Source organism: Frischella sp. Ac48, from assembly GCF_019641635.1.
Classification (GTDB): domain Bacteria; phylum Pseudomonadota; class Gammaproteobacteria; order Enterobacterales; family Orbaceae; genus Frischella; species Frischella japonica.
Map to the genome: position 1 here is coordinate 1 of NZ_JAETXP010000001.1, position 21,753 is coordinate 21,753.

Sequence of the window (21,753 nt, forward strand, 5' to 3'; positions counted from 1 at the left end):
ATAACCATTGACTAAACGGGCTTTCATCCCCTTATAATCCTGACAACTGCTTAATAACAGCAGTAACGCTAATAATATGGCATATTTTAATCGGCTTAATTGCATCTTATTGCTCCTATTGATAGTGATATTCTTGAACCAGCGGCGCTAACTCGATAAGCTCGATATGACCGTTGTGGTCTTTTCGTGCTTGTGTTTTACCGCTTTGCCAGTATTTAACTTTAAGGTAAATTTCATGTTCACCATAGATTTCGGCCACTTTATAGGTGATTTTATGATGGGTGGTCTTCTGTAACAACGGTAATGGATTGCCCTTATCATCATCGGTTAATATTGTTAACCCCGTTACGGTATCTTTTTTCGGTATTTCAATTGCTTTATAGTGCTCATCCTTAGTTACCCCCTCGGTATTGCCATCATCTTTATCCGTAATAGGCTCTTTCCTCTCTCCACGCAATGCCACCGTAGTTAACGCACCGAATATCGGTTGAATATCAAGATAACGCTTCTGATTAGTAATCGATAGAACCATCGTTTGACCATTTTTACAGAGATGTAGCATCGCCTCCATTCTGCTTATTTTTTCATCATAATTCGGTAATACCATCTGCACATAAAGACCTTGCATCTTTGACTGTATTTCAGGGAGCCAACTGTTTTTTATCATCGCTAATTCCAAATTTCTATTATGATTAGTGTAGATCCCTTTTCTTAGGCTTTCTACTTGATAAATATGCATATTAGTTTGTTGACTAACTAAGCGTTCCAACTGCGATTCTAAGTAATTTTTTTCTGCTTCGTTAGTGGCGAGTTGCATCTTTTCATAAAATTCTTGGTACGTTTGCTCTAACTTAAGGGTCTTTTGTTGAATATAGGGGATCCTATTGCGATAGGCCAGCTCATTACGTTCGCCAAACTCAATATTACAATGCAAGCCTTGTACTGCTGCTAAATAATCATTGGTCGCAATCCCAGTGCCCAATAAATTTGGTGGATAGGCCGGCCACTTTTTATCTTTATATTTCTTGCCAAATAGCGTACGATTCGCCCAATATTCTATCGGCAACCAATCCAAACTCTCGTCGCGAAAAATGTACACTATCATCATAAAGATAACCGATAACACCACTAAGCCTATCGCCCACGGTCCTGCAATGGCGATAATGTTAAACAGTTGTAATAAACCTAAAACCGCTATCACCGTTTGCCCGCCACCACATATTATTAGCATCCTCCCTGCGGCAACTTCACCATCCTTAATTAAACTTGCCCCCGATGACATGGTATCAAAACCATCAATAATCGCCATAATACCTAAAATTCCGCCACCAACCTTGGCCAAAGCTAATCCGGCTTGAGCACCGCCTCCTTTTAGGATTTTATTCACCCATCTGATGATTTGTCGATTATTCCTTAAATAGGCTGCTAACTTAACCCCTTTAAGTACCGTCTGGCTTGTCGAACTGACCACAACTAACGTTTGCGAGGTTATTGTTAAATACCCTTTTTTAATCTCATCGTGTAAATTGTCTTTATACTTTTGACCGTACTGCGCTTCACCGGCAAGTGCTAACTTTTCCAGATTACTGTCTAAACTCTTTTTCGATAAGAATAACGAAATGCTATTTAACAATGCCGACCAACCTATCTCGGCGATATTGTTCATTTTGCCAAACTCGCGGTACTCACCAAGATAGGCTTTATCGATCCCCTCCAGTGAATTAAAACCTAACTCACCTTGCTTCATTTTAAACACGCCACCATGCCATTCGAATTCACTACTGACTGAATTGGACATATCAAAAATATCAAAGGTAAACGCTTCGGCACTTTTTTCACTTAACGCATAACTACCATCTCCCACCTTGCGCTGCTCGGCTATCGAAGCCAGTAAGGCGACTGCTCCGCTATCTTGACGCTCTAAAAACACGCGCGGGCGACTCGACCAATGACGAATAAAATCACTGGCTTGATTCATCGGCACTGTCACCTCACCAAAGTAGGCATAAGTTTTATTAAACACCATCATACTTTCGCACAACAGGGTTTTAAATGTTTGTTCATCTATATTACCGGCGCTATCCGTTGGCCATGCGGGTAACGTCATCGCTTGCTCTGTGAGCACTTGATTGGTGTTTTTTCGGTTAACCTGATCGCGTTGTTGTGCCACTCCCGCCATCGCCTGTTGAAGAAGAATGCCATATAATTCACAAATGATACGCCCTTTCCTTTCACAAAACAGTATATCAAGATCGGCAGCGTTCTCTTTTATGACCGTGACCAGCGCGTTATCTAAGGTTTTATCGCCGTTGGCTAATGCACTGTTGTTATCTTGTGCTAATCGCGCCTTCACCAACAGATGCCATAAACTTTTTTCACTATGGTTATTAAAGAGTTGATAAAATAGACTCGACCGATCACCTAATAACACATCCCATACTCCATATTGCTCGGTTAACGGTATGCCACCCACCACATTAAAATCAATCATAACGATAAAATCTTGTAAATAACCTAAATGATTGTTTGAGCCGTTTTGATCACTCTCAATTTGCCAAAAAGGAATTTGATTTACCGTATTTAAATTCGGGAAATAGGGTGAAGGTTGCTGATTAGCGCCAAATAACCAGCCCAAGTAGTTGAAATAGTCTGTTGAGTATTGATGTATCGTATTGGCAATACTGGTGAAGTATTGATTATCGTGTTTAATAAATTCCTTCAATACACTTTCATCAATATGCTTATTTAATTTATCTAGCTCCCTGTTAAGTTCGGCTTCACCCTCGCGTGATATTTCGGTTTCGGATTTAAATACCCACACTTCAAAACAATTTTTAGAACGGTTATAGGGTTTCGCTTCTTCCGCTGCAATTAAACGTGATTTTTCTTGCTCGCTTATCTTAATTTCGGTATATAAATCGGGTCGATCTAAATAGTATCTGCTGTTATTATGCCTAACCGGAATGCCATGTTCTGTTATTTCATTGTAATTAAAAACCCGATGATATTTATATGCTTCCTGATTATGATAATAAGCGGTTAACTGCCGCTTATAATTTTCAATCATCTCAACCAATTTACGCAAGTGAAATGATTTTTCAGAAAAATAATCACGATAACGCAAATAAGGCTGTAGATAGAACGATGAGGTTTCATCATACAAATCATCAAAATAGGTCAATTTATCTAATGGTGCTTGAGCCTTATCACTCGCCGGTTCATCTAGCGTTGTTTCCGTTAAGACTTCATCCTGTTTGCCATAGAGTTGTTTAGCTTCCTCGGGATAGTTATCATAATAATGATTAATAGCCTGTTTAATTAACTTATCCAAACGGTCAATATCTTGTTGGCCATTAATACGCTCCTGAAAAATTTCTGCGGTTTTTAAATTAAAATCTTCAGCGCTTCTATCCATTATATTAATGATTGGATCTACATATAAGCGGCGCTGTAAACACAGCTCTTCCGCGATAGCAAAAGGGTCATCAATAACAACCGCACTGATTTCGGTGTTATTTCTACCGGCTAATTCCGCGGCATGCTGGAACAATTTAAACACCAAATCCGTGCCACTCGTGTAAAGTAACGTTGAACGTAAGACATTACCCTTGAAACTATTAAATTGGTGGGCCGTCACAAAACTATCATTGGTATATTTGCGGGTGTTAAGCGCTTCTTTAAGCGTCTGGTCGCCATCAATATGGATCATATATTGTGGCGCTAATTCAAGCTCCATTAATTTTGGACGATCGAGACGCACTTTACTCACACTATATGACGTAGGATCGAACTCTTTAAATGGAAAACAGCGAGATGGTGGCAGCGTGGTTGCTAATACACTCGGTATCGAAACGTTACCTAAGGCTTCTGGCGAGGGCGCAGGCGTACCAAATCCCCCTAAATTGATCACACTAAAGCGCTGTAATTGACGTATGTCACCGTTATTAGCCGCCAGACGATATTTATCAAGCGCGCTTTGTGACCAGGCTCGGCGAGAGTAACCAATATAACCAATCCCCGAATAGCGTGAGCGATCAATATTAATAAATACCCCTGGAATATGATCGTATTTGTCATGACATTTTTCGGGAATTTCATGAATATTGTGTTCAATCATATCATTAATCGATTTATGACGATACACTCCCGACGGGGTGACCTCATAAGACAAATAACGATAAGTTTTATCTTGTTCTTGCAGTAAAAGATAGACGTAGCCAGTACGTAAGGTTCGGTAAGCATATTCGTAAGTAGCGGATAACGATTTTTCATTAGGCCCTAAACTGATAATATTTTGCGACCAATTAACATCTCGATAGCCCTTTGGCACAATGGCTTTTCGGACTAAAAACAATGGAAATCCCATCCGTTGGCAAACACCACAGCCACCATCGGCTAATGCCGAACTTTTTTCAGCTTCGTTATATAAAATTTGATTGTCAAAATGATCATCGGTTTCATGATTATGTTGTTTTGTATTCCCCATATGTAACACCATTCCTTATTGCGACAAGTCTAAAAAACTTGATTTATCCACTAATTTAAATTCATCTGCCAAACTGCCTGGCGCGTTGATTGCGTTATCAATCGCTTGTTGTAATCGTTGGTGCGACGATAAGTCACCGTATCTCAGCGTCATTAACGTAAATAAAGCCCGATCACCACTGTGCTTTAATCCGCGACGGCTCGCATTAAGATAGGCATTGGCCACCCTCATTAAGGTATTTTCATCGCTGGTTCGCCCGACTTGCTGGCAGTAACGCTGCCAGGATAAGTAGAGTTGGAACAGATGCCGCGCATTTTTTTGATATAACTGCGCCGGCTCCGACATAAACAGATCAATACCCGCCGGCAAAGGATCAGGTCGTTTAAGCTGCTTTAACTGCCCTTGCAGATCTAAATAATAGTAGCTGTCACTGAAATTTAAGATTGACGGTAACCATAATGCACTGATTTGATTGGACTCATGTAAGAGTTGAAAACGAAAAGGCTCATGAAAAGGTAAAAAGGACAGTTGACAACGCTGACCGATAAATATGCCAACTTGCACCAAAAGTTCAGCCACCACTTCCGCGGGTTGTTCACTGACAAACCAACTGCAAATATAACGTTTAGTCCGCATTAACTCTAGCGTTGCTTGTATCACGCTATAGTGAATAATTTTATCATCCAATGCCCGATGTGGCTTAGCAATGTTAAGCAGCTGTGGACAGGCTTCGGGTGAATGAGCTAGATCAGGACGTAGTACCGTCGTTATCGCGTTACTGCCCAATCGCTCGGTCATATTATCAAGATGCATAAAATCGAGTTCACTGATTGATGCTAAGTTGTCAATTAATAGATAACGGTATTTTTTACGATTCGCCTCATTATCTAGTTCGGTGAGTAGCTGTTGTTGTATTGGAAGTTGCACATTCTGTTCCTTTATTTATTATTATATGAATAAACAGTTTCGATAGATTTACTTCATTGAATCAATGAATGCTACAAGTTGATTATGAAAGAGTCAATGAGAATATCTACATATAAACGATAAGCTATTCATGATTAAACGTTAGATGTGAAAATACAAATAAAAAACGTTATGCAAAATGAATATCTTAGGCGCATTTATTTCGATGATAATTGAAATAGTATGCATATTCCGATGGAACAGAAAAACGTCAATAATTTAGATTGTAAGATAACTATTGGAAGTCATAAGATTGGAAATGGTGGCCCCTACTGGACTTGAACCAGTGACCAATCGATTATGAGTCGACTGCTCTGACCAACTGAGCTAAGGGGCCTTAGTGATGTGTTACTAAGTTAGTAGGTTTGCGATTATAATAGAGTTAAAATTATTTTGCTAGATTTTATTCGCTAAAAATTGATAGTTTGATTATTTATTCTACTTTTTAAGTGTCAATAATAGGGAATTTTAAATTAGATTTGTAATTAAACTTTTCTTAATCCATTAACTTGATACAATAATTTAACTGCTAAATACTGTTTCTGATCAATTTAAAAAAGGAAAACAATATGTTTATAAAAAAAGGGCTCTTTGTTATTGCTATTACTTCTGTTTCTGTTCTTTTGCTTAATGGTTGTGGTTCAAACTATCAACTTTCTCCAGCAGCACAACAAGTGAAATTTATTGATACTAAACCTGATGATCATTGCCAATTTTTAGGTAAGGTTGAAGGTCGTCGTAATACCTTTTTTTCTGGCACTAAAACCCACAGTGAATTAATGAAAGATGCCGCAGCGGATCTCCTTAATAAAGCGGCTGCATTAGGTGGTAATGTTGTTTACCAAGCTCAGGATGCCAGTATGAAATATATTTCCGAAATTGCTCCTACTGATGCAGTAATGGCTGGAGATGTGTATAAATGCTCAGCTAAATGATTTATTATCAATAATCCATTTTAACTTTAAGCAGATAATATCATTTTATCTTTATAACTAATGCAATGTTCGATATGTAACTATAATAATAGTAGTAATAAATTCAGAATAAAGCAAAATGAATGAACGCTATTATCTTTCACATAATAGCGTTCATTTTAAATGATTAATTAATCCAAATCGTTTTATAACAAATTCATTAATTGAATATATATTGTAACTCACGCCCCGCTATTGTTCGGATAGCTAATTATAATCAATCCTGCAGACTATTGATTTGCATCAACGATGCATTTTTTAAAAATTAATAGCCATCTCATTTGCAGTACAATCTAATTTGCTGTCATCCATACAGGATAATTTGCACTAAAAACGTTGCTATCAGATCTTGGATAAAATTTTTTAATTGATGATCCTGGTTTAGAAAATGATTCTACCATTCCATAACTCTAGCGCATTTATGACTTACAGCTCGCTGATAAATACCTTTAACAAGTCCCTTTTATCCATTAGTAACATTTAATGTTTTCGCCAATTTGTAAATCTATAACTGAAGAGATAGGAGCTTATGTTTAAAGATGTCTAAAAAACTGAACTAAATTAATTTAGTCTGGCAGAGCATCTTATTTTTTGTTCATGTTAAATTGATATTTTATATAATTTATCCACTTTGCAATTTTGAATGCCGTTGATTAATGTTTAAACTTTATAAATTATCGATCGTTTAATCATGCGGCTTTTAATGGTTACCTAAGTTATTAACAATAAGAATAGTTCTTTAATCTATTATGAAATGATTTTGTTTGCATAAATAAGGAATAAATTGCTCAATTAAGTATTGATTATTTTTTGTTATATAATATATTTTCTCACTGATTAACCATTACCTATAAAAATGATGAAACTACCGTCTTTTATTGAAATTTATAATGAGCTTATCACCATTCCAACAATAAGTAATGTAGCTGACGCTAAGTTAGATTACTCAAATAAATTATTGGTGGAAAAACTGGCCAATTGGTTGGCTGATTTAGGATTTAAAATTATTCTCACCCCCATCCCAAATACACGTGATAAATATAATTTACTAGCAACCTATTCAAATAATACTAATGATACTCTGGGGGGATTATTATTGAGTGGACATACCGATACTGTGCCTTTCGATGAAGGTCTGTGGACAAAAGATCCTTTTAAAGTGACAGAATTCGATAATAAATGGTATGGTTTAGGTACCGCTGATATGAAAGGTTTTTTTGCCTTTATTTTAGAATCGCTACGCGATATCGATCTAAAATCACTTACCAAACCCTTACATATTTTAGCAACGGCTGATGAAGAGATTACAATGGCTGGTGCGGCGTATTTTGCTCAACACGCTAAATTACAACCAGATTGTACCATTATTGGTGAACCAACTTCATTAATTCCAATCCGCGCTCATAAAGGATTTGTTTCAAATGTCATCCGCATAACAGGCAAATCTGGACATTCTAGCGATCCTGAGAAAGGTATCAATGCCATCGAAGTGATGCATCTGGTAATCGGCAAATTGTTAGAATTAAAACAAAAATTAAAAAATGAATATCATAATAACAGCTTCGCCGTTCCTTACCCAACGATGAACTTAGGGATTATTAAAGGGGGAGATGCTGCAAATAGGATCTGTGGTTGTTGTGAGCTTATTATGGATATCCGAGCCTTACCTGAAATGGATATTCATTCACTTTATGATCTTTTATGCCAAACTTTACAACCCATTAGGAATCAATATCCAAATCGCATTGATATTGCTTATGAAGTCGATCCTATTGCTGGCTATGAATGCCAACATGATAATCCTGCCTTGCAGGAAGTTGAAAAACTCGTTAATCAATCCGCACAAACAGTAAATTATAGTACTGAGGCACCATTTTTAAATCAAATTGCACCGACTATTGTTCTGGGACCAGGATCGATTGAACAAGCTCATCAACCTGATGAATTTGTTGATATGAGTTATCTCAAACCAACTAAAGCAACATTACAAAAATTAATTCAACGTTTTTGTATGTAAGTAACTTTGCTAATAGATTGCATGAAATAGCGCAGTAAATTGTTATTAATTCCACTGCGCTTTGCTTAAGAGATTTATTGATTAGCCTTTAATTTTACTCATTTTGGCAAATTGCTCAAAATAAGTTGGAAAGGTTTTGGCTGTACAATTGGGATCTAAAATGGTTACTGGTGTATCAGATAATGCGAGCAAAGAAAAGCACATTGCAATACGATGATCATTATAGGTTTTGATTTTCGCGTATTTTAACTGAACGGGTGGTACAATAGTGATATAGTCCTGCCCCTCTTCTACTTCTGCACCAACTTTTCTTAATTCTGCGGCCATGGCTGCTAAACGATCAGTTTCTTTAACCCGCCAATTATAAATATTGCGAATCGTCGTTGGTCCTTTAGCAAATAAAGCCGTAGTTGCAATGGTCATTGCCGCATCGGGAATATGATTCATATCCATATCGATCCCGTTTAACTCGCCTTTACGACATTCGATATAATCATCTGTCATAGTAATTTTGGCGCCCATTTCTTCTAGCACTTTGGCAAATTGGGTATCGCCTTGTAAACTTTGTTTACCAATGCCACTGACACGTACAGTTCCACCTTTAATAGCTGCGGCGGCTAAAAAATATGAAGCAGATGACGCATCACCTTCAACTAAATAGGTTTCTGGCGAGAGATAATGTTGGCCTGCTTTGATCACAAATTTTTGATAGTGATAATTTTTCACCTCAACCCCAAAAGTTGCCATCATTTTAATGGTAATATCAATGTACGGTTTTGATACTAAATCACCGATAATAGTAATTTCGGTATCTTGTGCAGCTAGTGGAGAGGCCATTAATAATGCGGTTAAAAATTGACTAGATACCGAACCATTAACTTGAATTGCTCCGCCTTTAAATCCACCATGAATCTGCAAAGGAGGATAGCCATCATTCTCCAAATAGTCAATTTTAGCACCGCCCTGACGTAAGGCATCGACTAAATGTTTTATTGGGCGTTCTTTCATTCTGGGTTCACCAGTTAAAACGATATTATTATCTCCTAAACACAAAGCTGCAGCTAATGGACGCATCGCAGTACCAGCATTACCTAAATAAAGTTCTAAGGGTTTATCAACGGTAAAGAATCCTGCTACTCCAGTTATATCACAAATGGTTTTATCATCAGAAAGTTGATAATGAACCCCTAATGCTGTTAAAGCATCTAGCATATAACGAACATCATCACTATCTAATAAATTGGTTAAACGTGTCGTACCTTTAGATAGCGCGGCAAGTAATAAAGCCCGATTTGATACACTTTTAGAACCTGGTAAATTGATCGTACCAGAAAATAATTCTATCGGTTGTAAGGTAATTTCATTATATGAATCAGCCATCAATATTCCCTTATTTATTAAAATATAGAGCATTGTAGAAGGAATACACCGATAACTCAATAAAATCATTATCGCTTTTATTTATGAAAATCATAAGTTTTTGGTTATTCCGAAAGAAATTGAATCTACATCATGGTTAGCCAATAATTTTCGACATTATTGATGATCATGCAATCCTTGCCAACTTTTTGCGCTCGGATGATTTAAATCAAATTGTGCCAAAATACGCACCGCAATATCCGTTAAAATATCATCAATTGTTTGAGGATGATGATAAAATGCCGGATTTGGCGGAATGATTGTTACCCCTAGTTTGGATAGATAGAACAAATTGTCTAGATGAATTGTACTTAATGGTGTTTCGCGAGGAACAATAATTAGTTTCCGACGTTCTTTTAAGATGACATCGGCGGCGCGACTAATTAAATTATCAGCAAATCCGCATCGAATCGCTGCCAATGTTTTCATACTACATGGCACAATGATCATACCATCCGTCTTAAAAGAACCACTCGCTATCAATGCACTTTGATCATTTACTGAATGCACTATATCTACCATATCACATAGTGTTTGATAGCTCATATCACATTCATGCTGAATCGTAGTTTTACCCCATTTCGATACGATTAAATGTATCGTTACATTAAGCTCTTTTAATTGTTTAATCACTTTGATAGCTAACGGTGCACCAGTTGCACCGGTAATTGCGACAATAATTTTCAACTTAATTTACCTCATCAGTTGATATAATTGATTTTGGTTAACATTTTAGATACATCGCTATTCATAAAGTATTAAATTGATGCTACATTAGCATCTTTTTTAGCGATTTTTTGTCAATACTTTTTGGGTAAAGCCCAAGCTATTATTCATCATTTTTAAATAATCAATCTTAATATTCCCTATCGGTGTTGGTATAAAATGTGCTACTAAATAGCATAGTCTAAAACGTTGTCGAGTTTTTTCTGCTTGATTATACAATAATGAAATGACCCCATGATACTAAACACTTTAACTTTACCTATAAAAAACGTTTGATTGGTAACAGTATCGGCAACTTGCTGATTAAATAGCATAATCTTTGCGTGCTGACTCGTTATCATTAAAGATACGCTATTTAAATCAAAAACATAAAACAGTTACAACCGATGGTCGATTATCTTGAACACTGCGTAGTGTTAAAGTGGTCTGTTTTTTTAAATCATCCGCTATTTTTATTAGAGCCCTTTCATCGCTTAGCAAGCTTTTATTACCAAAACATTTTACTGCTCATTATAGCAATCAATCATTAAATTTTCTCCTAACAATTACGTTAGCTTTTGTAGAGATTTATTAGATAAGTAGCTAATAATATTATTCGTTGTTATTTTTTAAGTTGACTATATGAACGATTATTTCTTAATCTTAATCGAGGTAATCGCAATGACACTAAAAATGCATAATACATAATTATATATGTTAGATAGTTAATCTTAAGCGTTCTTGCAAGGATCCACGTCTATTAATCTTAATTTTGATTACACAATTTATCAGTCAGATTATTTTTCAACCGATTTACTCATAACGCATTACTGTGGTTTTTAGCAAATCGATTGCTTGCTGATTTTTAGCACTATTTTGCCATAATCGATGAAACAATTGTTGGTAGCGTTTAATCGCCTCATGTGAAGCGGTGATTGAAGCAATTCCCGTGGTAACATTGGGTAATTCACCTAAACGAAAGGGACTTACCGCTAAAGCCAGCGGTTGCTGCTGCTGATAAAAAATCTGGAAGGTTAACGATGGAATACTTTCTTGGGTAATCGCAATTTCAATTTTATTACCATGTAACTCTAATAGATCAATTAAATGACATACCTCTTGCTTTGCTAAATAACAACGTTGCTTTCGTTGCTCAGAAGAAACATTCATATTGCCGATTAACCCTAAATGTAACAAATGTTCTACATTCTGCAAACCAATAAGATTCAAAATCCGTGGAAAATGGGTTAGATAATTTTGTTTACGTTCTTTTAAAATAGCTAATGTCGCAGCGATCTTTACGCTATCTTGTGGAAGATTTGCCTCGGCTAACATTGTTGCTAAATGTTGCAAATAATTATCAGACATTAATAGAAACGAAAATGGATCAAAATGAGACATTATATGGCTGGATTGTTCTTCTAATTGTTTCATTCGTTCGAAGAAACCATCTCCACTAGAATAGTATTCATTATCAACACCTAATAAACTTGTTAAAGATGTATCGAGTAAAACTGCAAGGCGATCAAGTGTTTCAATTTTAATGAGTTCACCTTTTTCTAAACGATAAACCGCTGCTCGAGAAATGTTTAAACGCTTTGCTACATCCTCCGCTTTTAATGAAGCCGCAATTCGATAAGCGCGTAATCGTTGACCGATAGCGATATAATCAATCGTTGTTTTATTCATAACATTCTCAATTTTATTTATATTTTATCAAGTAAACCACAGCATTTTGGGATAAAAATTTTATGGCACATTGTTAAATTTTAGGCTTTAAATTTATTTGCTAACAAAATAACGCTTAAATCTCATAATATTGAAATTACCAATGCTAATTCTTTCGTCCTAAAATCCATTCATGTAAAACTAGCAACCCTTGATGTTGAATTATTTTTAACCAAATTTTTCTATTTTTAAAGATAGTTGTTCGGCATAAACCTAAATCGCGTTGCATCTCATCAACGTTTTTTCCTCTTGCTAACAAATCGATCATTAAAAACCATTTATCACTGTGCCGTAAATGTTCAAGCCCAGTTCCTTTCAAATAGCTGAAATATCGCCAACATTGATTACAACGAAATTGCGCACGTTTTTCAGTTATGCGATTTGTTTTCATTGAGCCACAATAAGGGCAATTCGCATGTGTAACATTAAGCTGGTCATTAATCCATGTTTTTAATTCATTAACCTGTTGAATAATAATTTGTGGTAGCTCATTTTTGGGAGCATAAATAAAATTTTGACTCCATTGAAATAACTCGGGATAAACAGTTTGCATATACCTATCAATCGCTTGAATACGATTTTTCACAACCGCAATACTGTAATTTAATTCTTCACGGATCATAAACAAACTTTGTCCACACAACCGACGTATGGCAATGACGGGTAAATCTTCAATGGGTGTTAAACGATAGAAAGGGGTATTTAGACTTCGATTAAACCCTTTATGACAAGCCTTACAACGGTAATATTTAGGATGATCATGAACTAAATAAAATTGATTATATTGACAATATGGGCAATATGACGGCTTTGCATTTAATGCTTTAAGATCAGCAATCAGCTGATCAGCGTAAGGCAATAAATGTGTTGGAACAAAATTACTATACATTGCAATCTCTCCAATAGCTGGCAATAGCCTTAGTTTATCGCAAATTTAGCTTTAATGATATTAGCATAACGATATATCTCGTGATGATGGCTTGTAGTTGATCATGAAATAAATAATTGTTCCGTAATTTAGAACAATATTTAGTCAACTAATGGTTTAAACTGAGTAATAATATTTTGCCATTGAATTCCAGTTGGGGCATTAATTATGATAGTTTGCTGAGTAATTGGATGTATAAATGTTAACTCGCTGGCATGTAACATTAACCGATGTATGGCAAAAAACTCACTAAATGCTCGATTCTGATGTAGATCGCCATGTTTACTATCACCAAGAATAGGGTGAAAAATGTGTTTCATATGACGCCGTAATTGATGTTTCCGGCCGGTTAACGGTTTTAATTCAATTAAGCTGTAACGTGCTGTTGAATATTTACCCACTGCCATGGGAATCTCAATTTGACTTAATGGACGATAATGCGTAATTGCAGATTGTGCGGGTTTATTTTTATGACTAAATTTATCAGCAATTTTATCGAGTTCTTCAACTAGAGGATAATCAATAATATTTGCCTGATTGACATATCCACGTACTACGGCATGATAAATTTTTCGCGGTTGATGCATAGCGAATTGGGTTGCCATTAAATTAGCTATTTGGCTTGATAAAGCAAATAGTAAAACACCAGACGTAGGGCGATCTAAGCGATGAACAGGATAAACATGCTGCCCGATTTGATCACGCAGCGTCTGCATAATTACCACTTTTTCTTGCTTATCTAACCAACTACGATGCACTAACCAACCAGATGGTTTATTAATTGCAATCAGATAATCATCTTGATAAAGAATATCTAACATTTATAAAAAAATACGACTCAACTCTTCAGCAATACTCGGACTATTATTATCACCAATCACCCGATCTACCTGTTGTTTGATTTCATCATCGGAATTGCCCATTGCAATGCCCAAACCGGCCATAGTTAACATTGATAAATCATTATAATTGTCACCGAACGCAATAATTTGTTCTAAGGGAATTCCTTCATGTTTTGCCCAATTGGCTAAACCGCTTCCTTTACTGTTGCCTTTTGCAGCAACATCAGCACGATTGACCCAGGACCATTCACATTCAAAATCACCTTGTTTTTCAAGCTCAGCAGAAAATGCTTGTAAAACTGGAATGTCATGTGAACTGGTCGCAAATTTAAAAATTTCTTTAGCATTATCGATTAATGTCATAAAACTATCGACTTTTACATATTCGGGTTGCAAATGATGTGGTAAAGTTTTTGTCCACTCAAATAAACTTAGAAGATGATCATCAAGGACTTCATAAGTAATATATTGATCGGTATATACCAAAGTATGAATTTGATACTGGTTAACTAAATTAACCAACTTTTTAGCTTGATCTTTTGTTAATGGATTGGCATCGAAATAGGCTTTTTTCTCAAAATCATAAAGATATGAGCCGTTACAACAAATAGCAGGAGTGGTTAATTGTAATTGATGATAATAAGGATAAATCATGGAGTGATGACGTCCGGTAACTAAAATAACTTTAATCCCCATTTGCTTAAGTTTATTTAATACCTTAACGGTTTCCGGTAGAATGATTCGTTGATTATTTAATAAAGTCCCATCCATATCAAACGCAACCGCTTTATAAGTCATATTTGGCTCCTTAATTTTTGTTATCATCAATTTAATCTCTCAAAACTGAATCATAATTCAAAGTGGATTGGTAGCATAAATTTTAAAAATTTTCATTACCATCTTCTGGAATTATCACCGTTATATACCATCATATTTGTATTATGAATAGAACTTCTATACTATTTTAGGCAGTAATAAAATACTATTAAGAAAGATCGATTTTTTGCCTACCTAAAAATGAATGAGATAATGTCGTACCATCTACGGTTTCTAAATCGCCACCAACTGGCACGCCGTGAGCAATACGTGTTGCGACTATATTGAATTGATCACACATTTGGGCGATAAAATTAGCCGTCGCATCACCTTCAATCGTTGGATTGGTAGCTAAAATTACTTCTTTAATGGATTCATTTGCTAACCGTTGTTTTAAAATATCCAAACCAATTTCGTTTGGACCGATTCCATCTAATGGCGACAAATGACCTAGTAGCACAAAATACCGTCCGCTATATTGACCGGTTTGTTCAATAGCAAGTATATCTGATGGTGTTTCAACAACACATAATTGTCCACTTTGTTGTCGCTTGATGTTGCCGCAAATTCGACACTGTTCTTGTTCGGTAAAAGTCCGACAATCTTGACAATGTCCTATATTTACCATTGCATCATGCAATATTTGCGCTAATTTAATTCCACCGTGGCGATCACGTTGTAATAAGTGATAAGCCATACGCTGGGCTGATTTTGGTCCAACACCGGGTAAGCATCGTAAAGCTTCAACTAAAGATTCTAAAAGTGGACTAATTTGCATTTAACAATCCAAATATCAAACATAAATAATTTAACCAAAGAAGCGTTTTAACAAAAACAGCTTATAAAATAGCATCCAATATAATTTCACATAGCAAACAAATATCATTAAAATGCCGAACGCTGCCAGTTAATGTGAATTAAAACATAGCTACATTGAAAGTTTCCCAAAAAACAACAGCCAATGAAGTGATCAGCAGTTAATTTTAGTAATTTAAGAATATAAGTTATTCCAGTTGAAAATAATACAACTCAATAACAAAAGAAACCAAAATAACGTTAGTCAATTTACAGCTGCACTACAAGAGTTAACAATCTCTGCCAAAGTAGAACAAAAACTTATTTGGAGAAATAAATCTATAACCTATCACAAACTAAACAGATGCGGAAAATACTAACGGTAAACAGTAATGCATTAGTATGCTCTAAAATGGCATTTTGAAACCGGGAGGTAATTGCATCCCACCTGTAACTTGTGCCATTTTTTCTTTTTGCGCATCATCTAAGCGACGACTCGCATCATTGAACGCAGCAGCAATCAAATCTTCTAACATATCTTTATCATCATCAGTAAGTAAAGATGGATCGATTGCGACACGACGACAATTATGTGCACCATTTACGGTAACTTTAACCAACCCAGCGCCAGACTCTCCAGTTACTTCCATTTGTGCTATCTCTTCCTGAACTTTCTGCATGCGTGTCTGCATTTGTTGCGCTTGCTTCATCAAATTACCCAGACCACCTTTACCACCAGAAAACATATTACTTCCTCTTAATCAATAATTGTCAATATTTGAAACTGGGTCATTATATTACAGAGGATTAATACTTTCATCATTTTTTGCTTTAAAAAATTAAGATAACCGCGGCTTTACTAATTTTGTTAACCATTTTTCCAGCTTAATCACATTTAATCAAAAAGAATACTTGAGATATCTGAAGGGGGAGAATGTGTTTGTCCAATTAAGCTTTAACATTAATATAGACTTATATGCTAACGATAACTTGCTAATGTTTCACTTAACCATATCATAATCATATTTGCTGTATTTTTTACTAAATAACCATATCTTGATTGCACAAGTAATATTACATGTTGCTCATCAATGTGTTTTAAAAAGGCATTAATCGCAATTTGTTTAATTAATGGCGGTAAAGCTAACGCCCCTATTTTCAGTACTAGTCGTAGTTAGTTACTCGCGAACATCAATTTATATTATAATGCAATAGCCGGTGATTAACCGGCATTCAAATAAAGTTAACGCCTTTAGTTATGAACGAACTATCATAAAACAGTAAAAATAAAAGTTTCAACAAGTTAACCAAAAGAGCGTTTAAGAAAAAAACGACTTATCAAATAGAGCGCAAAATAATGTAAGCCTATAAACCAAATAAGGATTAATAATGATGACTTAGAAATATCCAGCAATGTTGGTAAAACAATCGAAATAATAATAGTGATTAAAATATAGCCCACTATAGCAAACGCACCAGCACTTAATAAACTACGCGTTGGTAGCCATTGATAGGTTCGCACAATGACTTTTTGACCAGCGGTATATATTACTACAAAATTTACCAACATGACTATAAAACTAACTACATGAACTAGCAAATAATGCTCATAGGATATTGTCGGGAGATCAAATAAAAAAATGAATGATGCGCAAATGTTCCAAGTTATGCCGTGCGTTACTGCACAAAATAATGCACTAAAAATCATCGCATACAATTTTGGCAATGCTTTCTCTGTTTTTGGATAAACTGTATCTTGATTAACAATTTGTTGCGACTGAAACGTTTGGCTGTTTTCAATTGTCGGGATGTCAAAAAAACGCTTACTTAGCGCAATCAAAATATAAAGAACAAATCCCTCAATATGTAATCGCGCAATAAAAGTAAAAAGTGCTGCTATTTGAAAAATCAACAGAAAAAACTTCGGGTCATTTTCATATAAATCAAAACTCGCTTGATATTTTAATAATATTGATTTAGTTAAATTTACTGCAAATGAGTATATTAAAATGTTAGCTGTATATGAAATAACAACTAAAACAATCGCTAATATGATTGTGAGCTGATAATTTTTAGTGGTTAACAAATACAACTTTTGCTGATTGAAAAAAATACAACTCAATAACAGAATAAACCAAAAAAACGTTAGCTGTTTCATTCCTGAAGTAAGACTGCTATAAATAATTGTCTCTAGCGGTAAAGTGTAAAAAAAATTGAGTCGTAATAAAGTTACCCCCCATAATAAAATAAAACAAACAATTGAAAATAATAATGGTAAACGGTAGTTCATATTCCCTTCCTAAATTGTATGCCATGGCGAAGTTGTGCCATTTTTTTGTGTCATCGAAATAATAAATTGTATGATTAACTGCGCTAGCAATTATTATACAATAGCCGGTAGCTTACCGGCATTTAAATAATGTTAACGTCTTTGGTTATGGGCGAACTGTCATAAAACAGTAAAAATAAAATTTTCAGCAAGTTAACCAAAAGAGCGTTTAAGGAAAAAACGACTTATTAAATAAAGCGCAATATACCGTAAGACGATAAACCAACACAGAAATGAAGAAAGTGAGTTTGATATAGCCAGAGATATTGATAAACCAATCAAGATAATAGTATTTACCAAAATAAAGACTACTATAGTAAATGCACTAGCACTTAATAAACTACCTGTTGGGAGCCATTGATAAATACGTTTAACTGAAATTTGTGTTGTTAAATATAATAGAGTAAAATCTGCCAATGTAATCATTAAACCCGACAGCAGGATTATATTGAAATATTCTCTAAAATGAATTGATACTTCAGATATATAAAAAAAAGTTCTATAAAAATACCAAATTATACCATGCGTTACTGCACAAAATAATGCACCAAAAATCATCCCATACAATTTTGGCAATGCTTTCTCTATGTTTGGATTAACTCTACTTTGATTAACAATTTGTTGCGACTGTAACGGTTGGCTATTTGCAATTGCCGGTATGTCAAAATACCCCTTATTTAATAACGTTAAGCCATAAAGAATAAATCCACTAATAGGTAAAATCGAAATAAAAGTAAATATTTGGGGCATGATGGAAAAAAACACTAGAATAGTTAGCGGATCATGAGTATTAAAATTCAACTCAAAACTTAAATTGGACATAGAGTCCCATAACGTTGGTAAAATTATTTTTAACAAAAGTTGATAGATTAAAAATTTAATAAGATAAAAAATGGCCATAAAAACAATCACTAATACGATTGTTTGCTGATAGTTTTTAGTGGTCAACAAATACAATTTTTGATTATTAAAAAAGATACAACTCAATAACAGAAAAAAGAAAAAAAACGTTATTTGTTGTATTCCTAAAAAAATATATTGAGAAATATCTGGTATAGTAGGAAAAAAATTCATTAGTAACAATGATTCTACAACCCACAATATAATAAAGCAGATACTTGAAAACAATAATGGTAAACGATAGTTCATATTCCCTTCCTAAAATAGTATTCAATCGATAAGTTGTGGTGTTTTTCTTTTTGTGTCATCGAAATAACAACCTGTATGATTAACTGCGCTAGCAATTATTGTACAATAGCCGGTAGCTTACCGGCATTCAAATAATGTTAACGTCTTTGGTTATGGGCGAACTGTCATAAAACAGTAAAAATAAAATTTTCAACAAGTTAACCAAAAGAGCGTTTAAGGAAAAAACGACTTATTAAATAGAGCGCAATATACCGTAAGACGATAAAACAACACAGAAATGAAGAAAGTGAGTGTGATATAGCCAGAATTATTGATAAAACAATCAAGATAATAATATTGATTAAAACATAGCCCACTATAGTAAATGCACTAGCACTTAATAAACTACTTGTTGGGAGCCATTGATAAATACGTTTAACTGAATTCTGCGTTGTGATATATAATAGAGTAAAATCTGCTAGTGTAGTCACTAAACCCGACAGTAGGATTATATTGATATATTCTGCAAAATGAATTGTTACTCCAAATATATAAAAAAAAGTTCTATAAAAATACCAAATTATACCGTGCGTTACTACACAAAATAATGCACTAAATATCATCCCATACAATTTTGGCAATGCTTTCCCTATTTTGGGATTAGCTGTATTTTGATTAACAATCTGTTGCGACTGAAACGGTTGGCTATTTTCAAATATCGGTATATCAAAGTAACCCTTATTTAATAACGCTAAGCCATAAAGAATTAATCCACTAATAGGTAAAATGCAAGCAATATTAAATAGTTGGGGTATGGTGGAAAAAACCAGTAGCATAACTCTGGGGTCATAAGTACTAAAATCTAACTCGGAACTTGAATTGAACATAGAGTCCCATAACGTTGATGAAATTATTTTTAGCGAAAATTCACGGAGTAAAAATTCAGTCAGACAGAAAATAACCGAAAAAACAATCGCTAATATGATTGTGAGCTGATAGTTTTTAGTGGTTAACAAATACAACTTTTGCTGATTGAAAAAGATACAACTCAATAACAGAAAAAAGAAAAAAAACGTTAGCAGTCGTATTCCTGAATCAAGAATGCTATCAATAATTGTCTCTAACGGTAAAATGGTTAAAAATTTGAATTGTAATATAGTTATCACCCATAATAAAATAAAACAAACAATTGAAAATAATAATGGTAAACGGTAGTTCATATTCCCTTCCTAAATTGTATCCCATGGCTAAGTTATGCCATTTTTCTTTTTGTGTCATCGAAATAACAACCTGTATGATTAACTGCGCTAGCAATTATTGTACATTAGCCGGTAGCTTACCGGCATTCAAATAATGTTAACGTCTTTGGTTATGGGCGAATTGTCATAAAACAGTAAAAATAAAATTTTCAACAAGTTAACCAAAAGAGCGTTTAAGGAAAAAACGACTTATCAAATAGAGCGCAATATACCGTAAGACGATAAACCAACACATAAATGAAGAAAGTGAGTGTGATATAGCTATAAATATTGATAAAACAATCAAGATAATAGTATTTAACAAAATAAAGACTACTATAGTAAACGCACCAGCACTTAATAAACTACCTGTTGGGAGCCATTGATAAATACGTTTAACTGAATTCTGTGTTGTGATATATAATAGAGTAAAATCTGCTAGTATAATCACTAAACCCGACAATATGTTTATATTGATATATTCTGCAAAATAAATTTCTACTTCAGGTATATAAAAAAAACAAGTTCCATATAAATACCAAGTTATACCATGCGTTACTGCACAAAATAATGCACTAAAAATCATCCCATACAATTTTGGCAATGCTTTCCCTATTTTTGGATTAGCTGTATTTTGATTAACAATTTGTTGCGACTGAAACGGTTGGCTATTTGCAATTGCCGGTATGTCAAAATACCTCTTATTTAATAATGTTAAGCCATAAAGAATTAATCCACTAATAGGTAAAATCCATGTAATAGTATATAGTTGGGGCATGACGAAAAAATCTACCAAAATAGCTAATGTTTTATAAGCATTAATATCTAACTCGGAACTTAATTTGGGCATATACTCCCATAACATTGGTGAAATTATCTCTAGCAAAAATTCATAGATTAAAAATTTAGTTAGACAGAAAATAACTGAAAAAACAATCGCTAATACAATTGTTTGCTGATAATTTTTAGTGGTTAACAAATACAATTTTTGATTATTAAAAAAGATACAACTCAATAACAGAAAAAAGAAAAAAAACGTTATTTGTTGTATTCCTAAAAAAATATATTGAGAAATATCTGGTATAGTAGGAAAAAAATTCATTAGTAACAATGATTCTACAACCCACAATATAATAAAGCAGATACTTGAAAACAATAATGGTAAACGATAGTTCATATTCCCTTCCTAAAATAGTATTCAATCGATAAGTTGTGGTGTTTTCTCAGCGTCATTTATACGACGCATTATTTATTTGCTGGATAACAAGTAGCCCTTTATTAAATTTTTACCATCACCATCATCGGGCAGGTTATAAATGATTTGTATGTAATACACCGACAATGCGCTACGCCATTCACGCTAACTTTTAACATGGTATACC

16 protein-coding genes and 1 tRNA gene are annotated in these 21,753 nt (G+C 34.5%); 2 read left to right on the forward strand and 15 right to left on the reverse strand.

What is annotated here, in order from left to right:
- Nucleotides 1-115 precede the first annotated feature (115 nt).
- The 3 genes from JMI89_RS00005 to JMI89_RS00015 form a co-directional block, all read right to left on the reverse strand.
- A complete protein-coding gene (locus JMI89_RS00005) occupies nucleotides 116-4,486 on the reverse strand; it encodes a toxin VasX (RefSeq protein WP_220678997.1) in 4,371 nt (1,456 codons plus the stop codon).
- Nucleotides 4,487-4,501: 15 nt separating this feature from the next.
- On the reverse strand, nucleotides 4,502-5,413 hold the full coding sequence (locus JMI89_RS00010; RefSeq protein ID WP_220678998.1) for a hypothetical protein: 912 nt from the start codon (nucleotides 5,411-5,413) through the stop codon (nucleotides 4,502-4,504).
- Between the two features lie 299 nt (nucleotides 5,414-5,712).
- Nucleotides 5,713-5,789 (reverse strand) — tRNA-Ile (locus tag JMI89_RS00015).
- Nucleotides 5,790-6,021: 232 nt separating this feature from the next.
- Between JMI89_RS00015 and JMI89_RS00020 the strand changes: the two genes are divergently transcribed.
- The gene (locus tag JMI89_RS00020; RefSeq protein ID WP_187755112.1) at nucleotides 6,022-6,387 is read left to right on the forward strand and encodes a DUF4156 domain-containing protein; all 366 of its coding nucleotides are present in this window, start codon (nucleotides 6,022-6,024) and stop codon (nucleotides 6,385-6,387) included.
- A gap of 898 nt (nucleotides 6,388-7,285) precedes the next feature.
- On the forward strand, nucleotides 7,286-8,443 hold the full coding sequence (argE, locus tag JMI89_RS00025; RefSeq protein ID WP_187755158.1) for an acetylornithine deacetylase: 1,158 nt from the start codon (nucleotides 7,286-7,288) through the stop codon (nucleotides 8,441-8,443).
- Between the two features lie 81 nt (nucleotides 8,444-8,524).
- Here argE and aroA read toward each other — a convergent pair whose 3' ends face one another.
- The 12 genes from aroA to JMI89_RS00085 all read right to left on the reverse strand — a co-directional run bounded on the left by aroA (nucleotide 8,525) and on the right by JMI89_RS00085 (nucleotide 21,548).
- Entirely contained in the window at nucleotides 8,525-9,823 is a 1,299-nt protein-coding gene (gene aroA, locus JMI89_RS00030; protein ID WP_187755111.1) for a 3-phosphoshikimate 1-carboxyvinyltransferase, read from the reverse strand.
- A gap of 156 nt (nucleotides 9,824-9,979) precedes the next feature.
- Nucleotides 9,980-10,549: a UbiX family flavin prenyltransferase gene (locus JMI89_RS00035; protein WP_220679000.1), complete on the reverse strand. Its 570-nt coding sequence runs from the start codon at nucleotides 10,547-10,549 to the stop codon at nucleotides 9,980-9,982.
- An 831-nt stretch (nucleotides 10,550-11,380) separates the two neighbouring features.
- The gene (locus JMI89_RS00040; RefSeq protein ID WP_187755108.1) at nucleotides 11,381-12,256 is read right to left on the reverse strand and encodes a helix-turn-helix transcriptional regulator; all 876 of its coding nucleotides are present in this window, start codon (nucleotides 12,254-12,256) and stop codon (nucleotides 11,381-11,383) included.
- Nucleotides 12,257-12,401: 145 nt separating this feature from the next.
- Nucleotides 12,402-13,184: a hypothetical protein gene (locus JMI89_RS00045; protein WP_220679001.1), complete on the reverse strand. Its 783-nt coding sequence runs from the start codon at nucleotides 13,182-13,184 to the stop codon at nucleotides 12,402-12,404.
- A 140-nt stretch (nucleotides 13,185-13,324) separates the two neighbouring features.
- Nucleotides 13,325-14,044 (reverse strand): tRNA pseudouridine(65) synthase TruC, encoded by a 720-nt coding sequence (gene truC / locus JMI89_RS00050; RefSeq protein WP_220679002.1) that lies wholly within the window; start codon nucleotides 14,042-14,044, stop codon nucleotides 13,325-13,327.
- Nucleotides 14,045-14,863, reverse strand: a complete 819-nt coding sequence (locus JMI89_RS00055) for a pyridoxal phosphatase (protein ID WP_220679003.1) — start codon at nucleotides 14,861-14,863, stop codon at nucleotides 14,045-14,047.
- A gap of 187 nt (nucleotides 14,864-15,050) precedes the next feature.
- Nucleotides 15,051-15,659 (reverse strand): recombination mediator RecR, encoded by a 609-nt coding sequence (gene recR / locus JMI89_RS00060; RefSeq protein ID WP_187755104.1) that lies wholly within the window; start codon nucleotides 15,657-15,659, stop codon nucleotides 15,051-15,053.
- A 424-nt stretch (nucleotides 15,660-16,083) separates the two neighbouring features.
- Nucleotides 16,084-16,422: a YbaB/EbfC family nucleoid-associated protein gene (locus tag JMI89_RS00065; RefSeq protein ID WP_187755103.1), complete on the reverse strand. Its 339-nt coding sequence runs from the start codon at nucleotides 16,420-16,422 to the stop codon at nucleotides 16,084-16,086.
- A gap of 557 nt (nucleotides 16,423-16,979) precedes the next feature.
- Nucleotides 16,980-17,966: a hypothetical protein gene (locus JMI89_RS00070; RefSeq protein ID WP_220679004.1), complete on the reverse strand. Its 987-nt coding sequence runs from the start codon at nucleotides 17,964-17,966 to the stop codon at nucleotides 16,980-16,982.
- Between the two features lie 192 nt (nucleotides 17,967-18,158).
- The gene (locus JMI89_RS00075; RefSeq protein WP_220679005.1) at nucleotides 18,159-19,154 is read right to left on the reverse strand and encodes a hypothetical protein; all 996 of its coding nucleotides are present in this window, start codon (nucleotides 19,152-19,154) and stop codon (nucleotides 18,159-18,161) included.
- A 197-nt stretch (nucleotides 19,155-19,351) separates the two neighbouring features.
- Nucleotides 19,352-20,353 (reverse strand): hypothetical protein, encoded by a 1,002-nt coding sequence (locus tag JMI89_RS00080; protein ID WP_220679006.1) that lies wholly within the window; start codon nucleotides 20,351-20,353, stop codon nucleotides 19,352-19,354.
- A gap of 196 nt (nucleotides 20,354-20,549) precedes the next feature.
- Nucleotides 20,550-21,548 (reverse strand): hypothetical protein, encoded by a 999-nt coding sequence (locus tag JMI89_RS00085; protein WP_220679007.1) that lies wholly within the window; start codon nucleotides 21,546-21,548, stop codon nucleotides 20,550-20,552.
- Nucleotides 21,549-21,753: the final 205 nt, after the last annotated feature.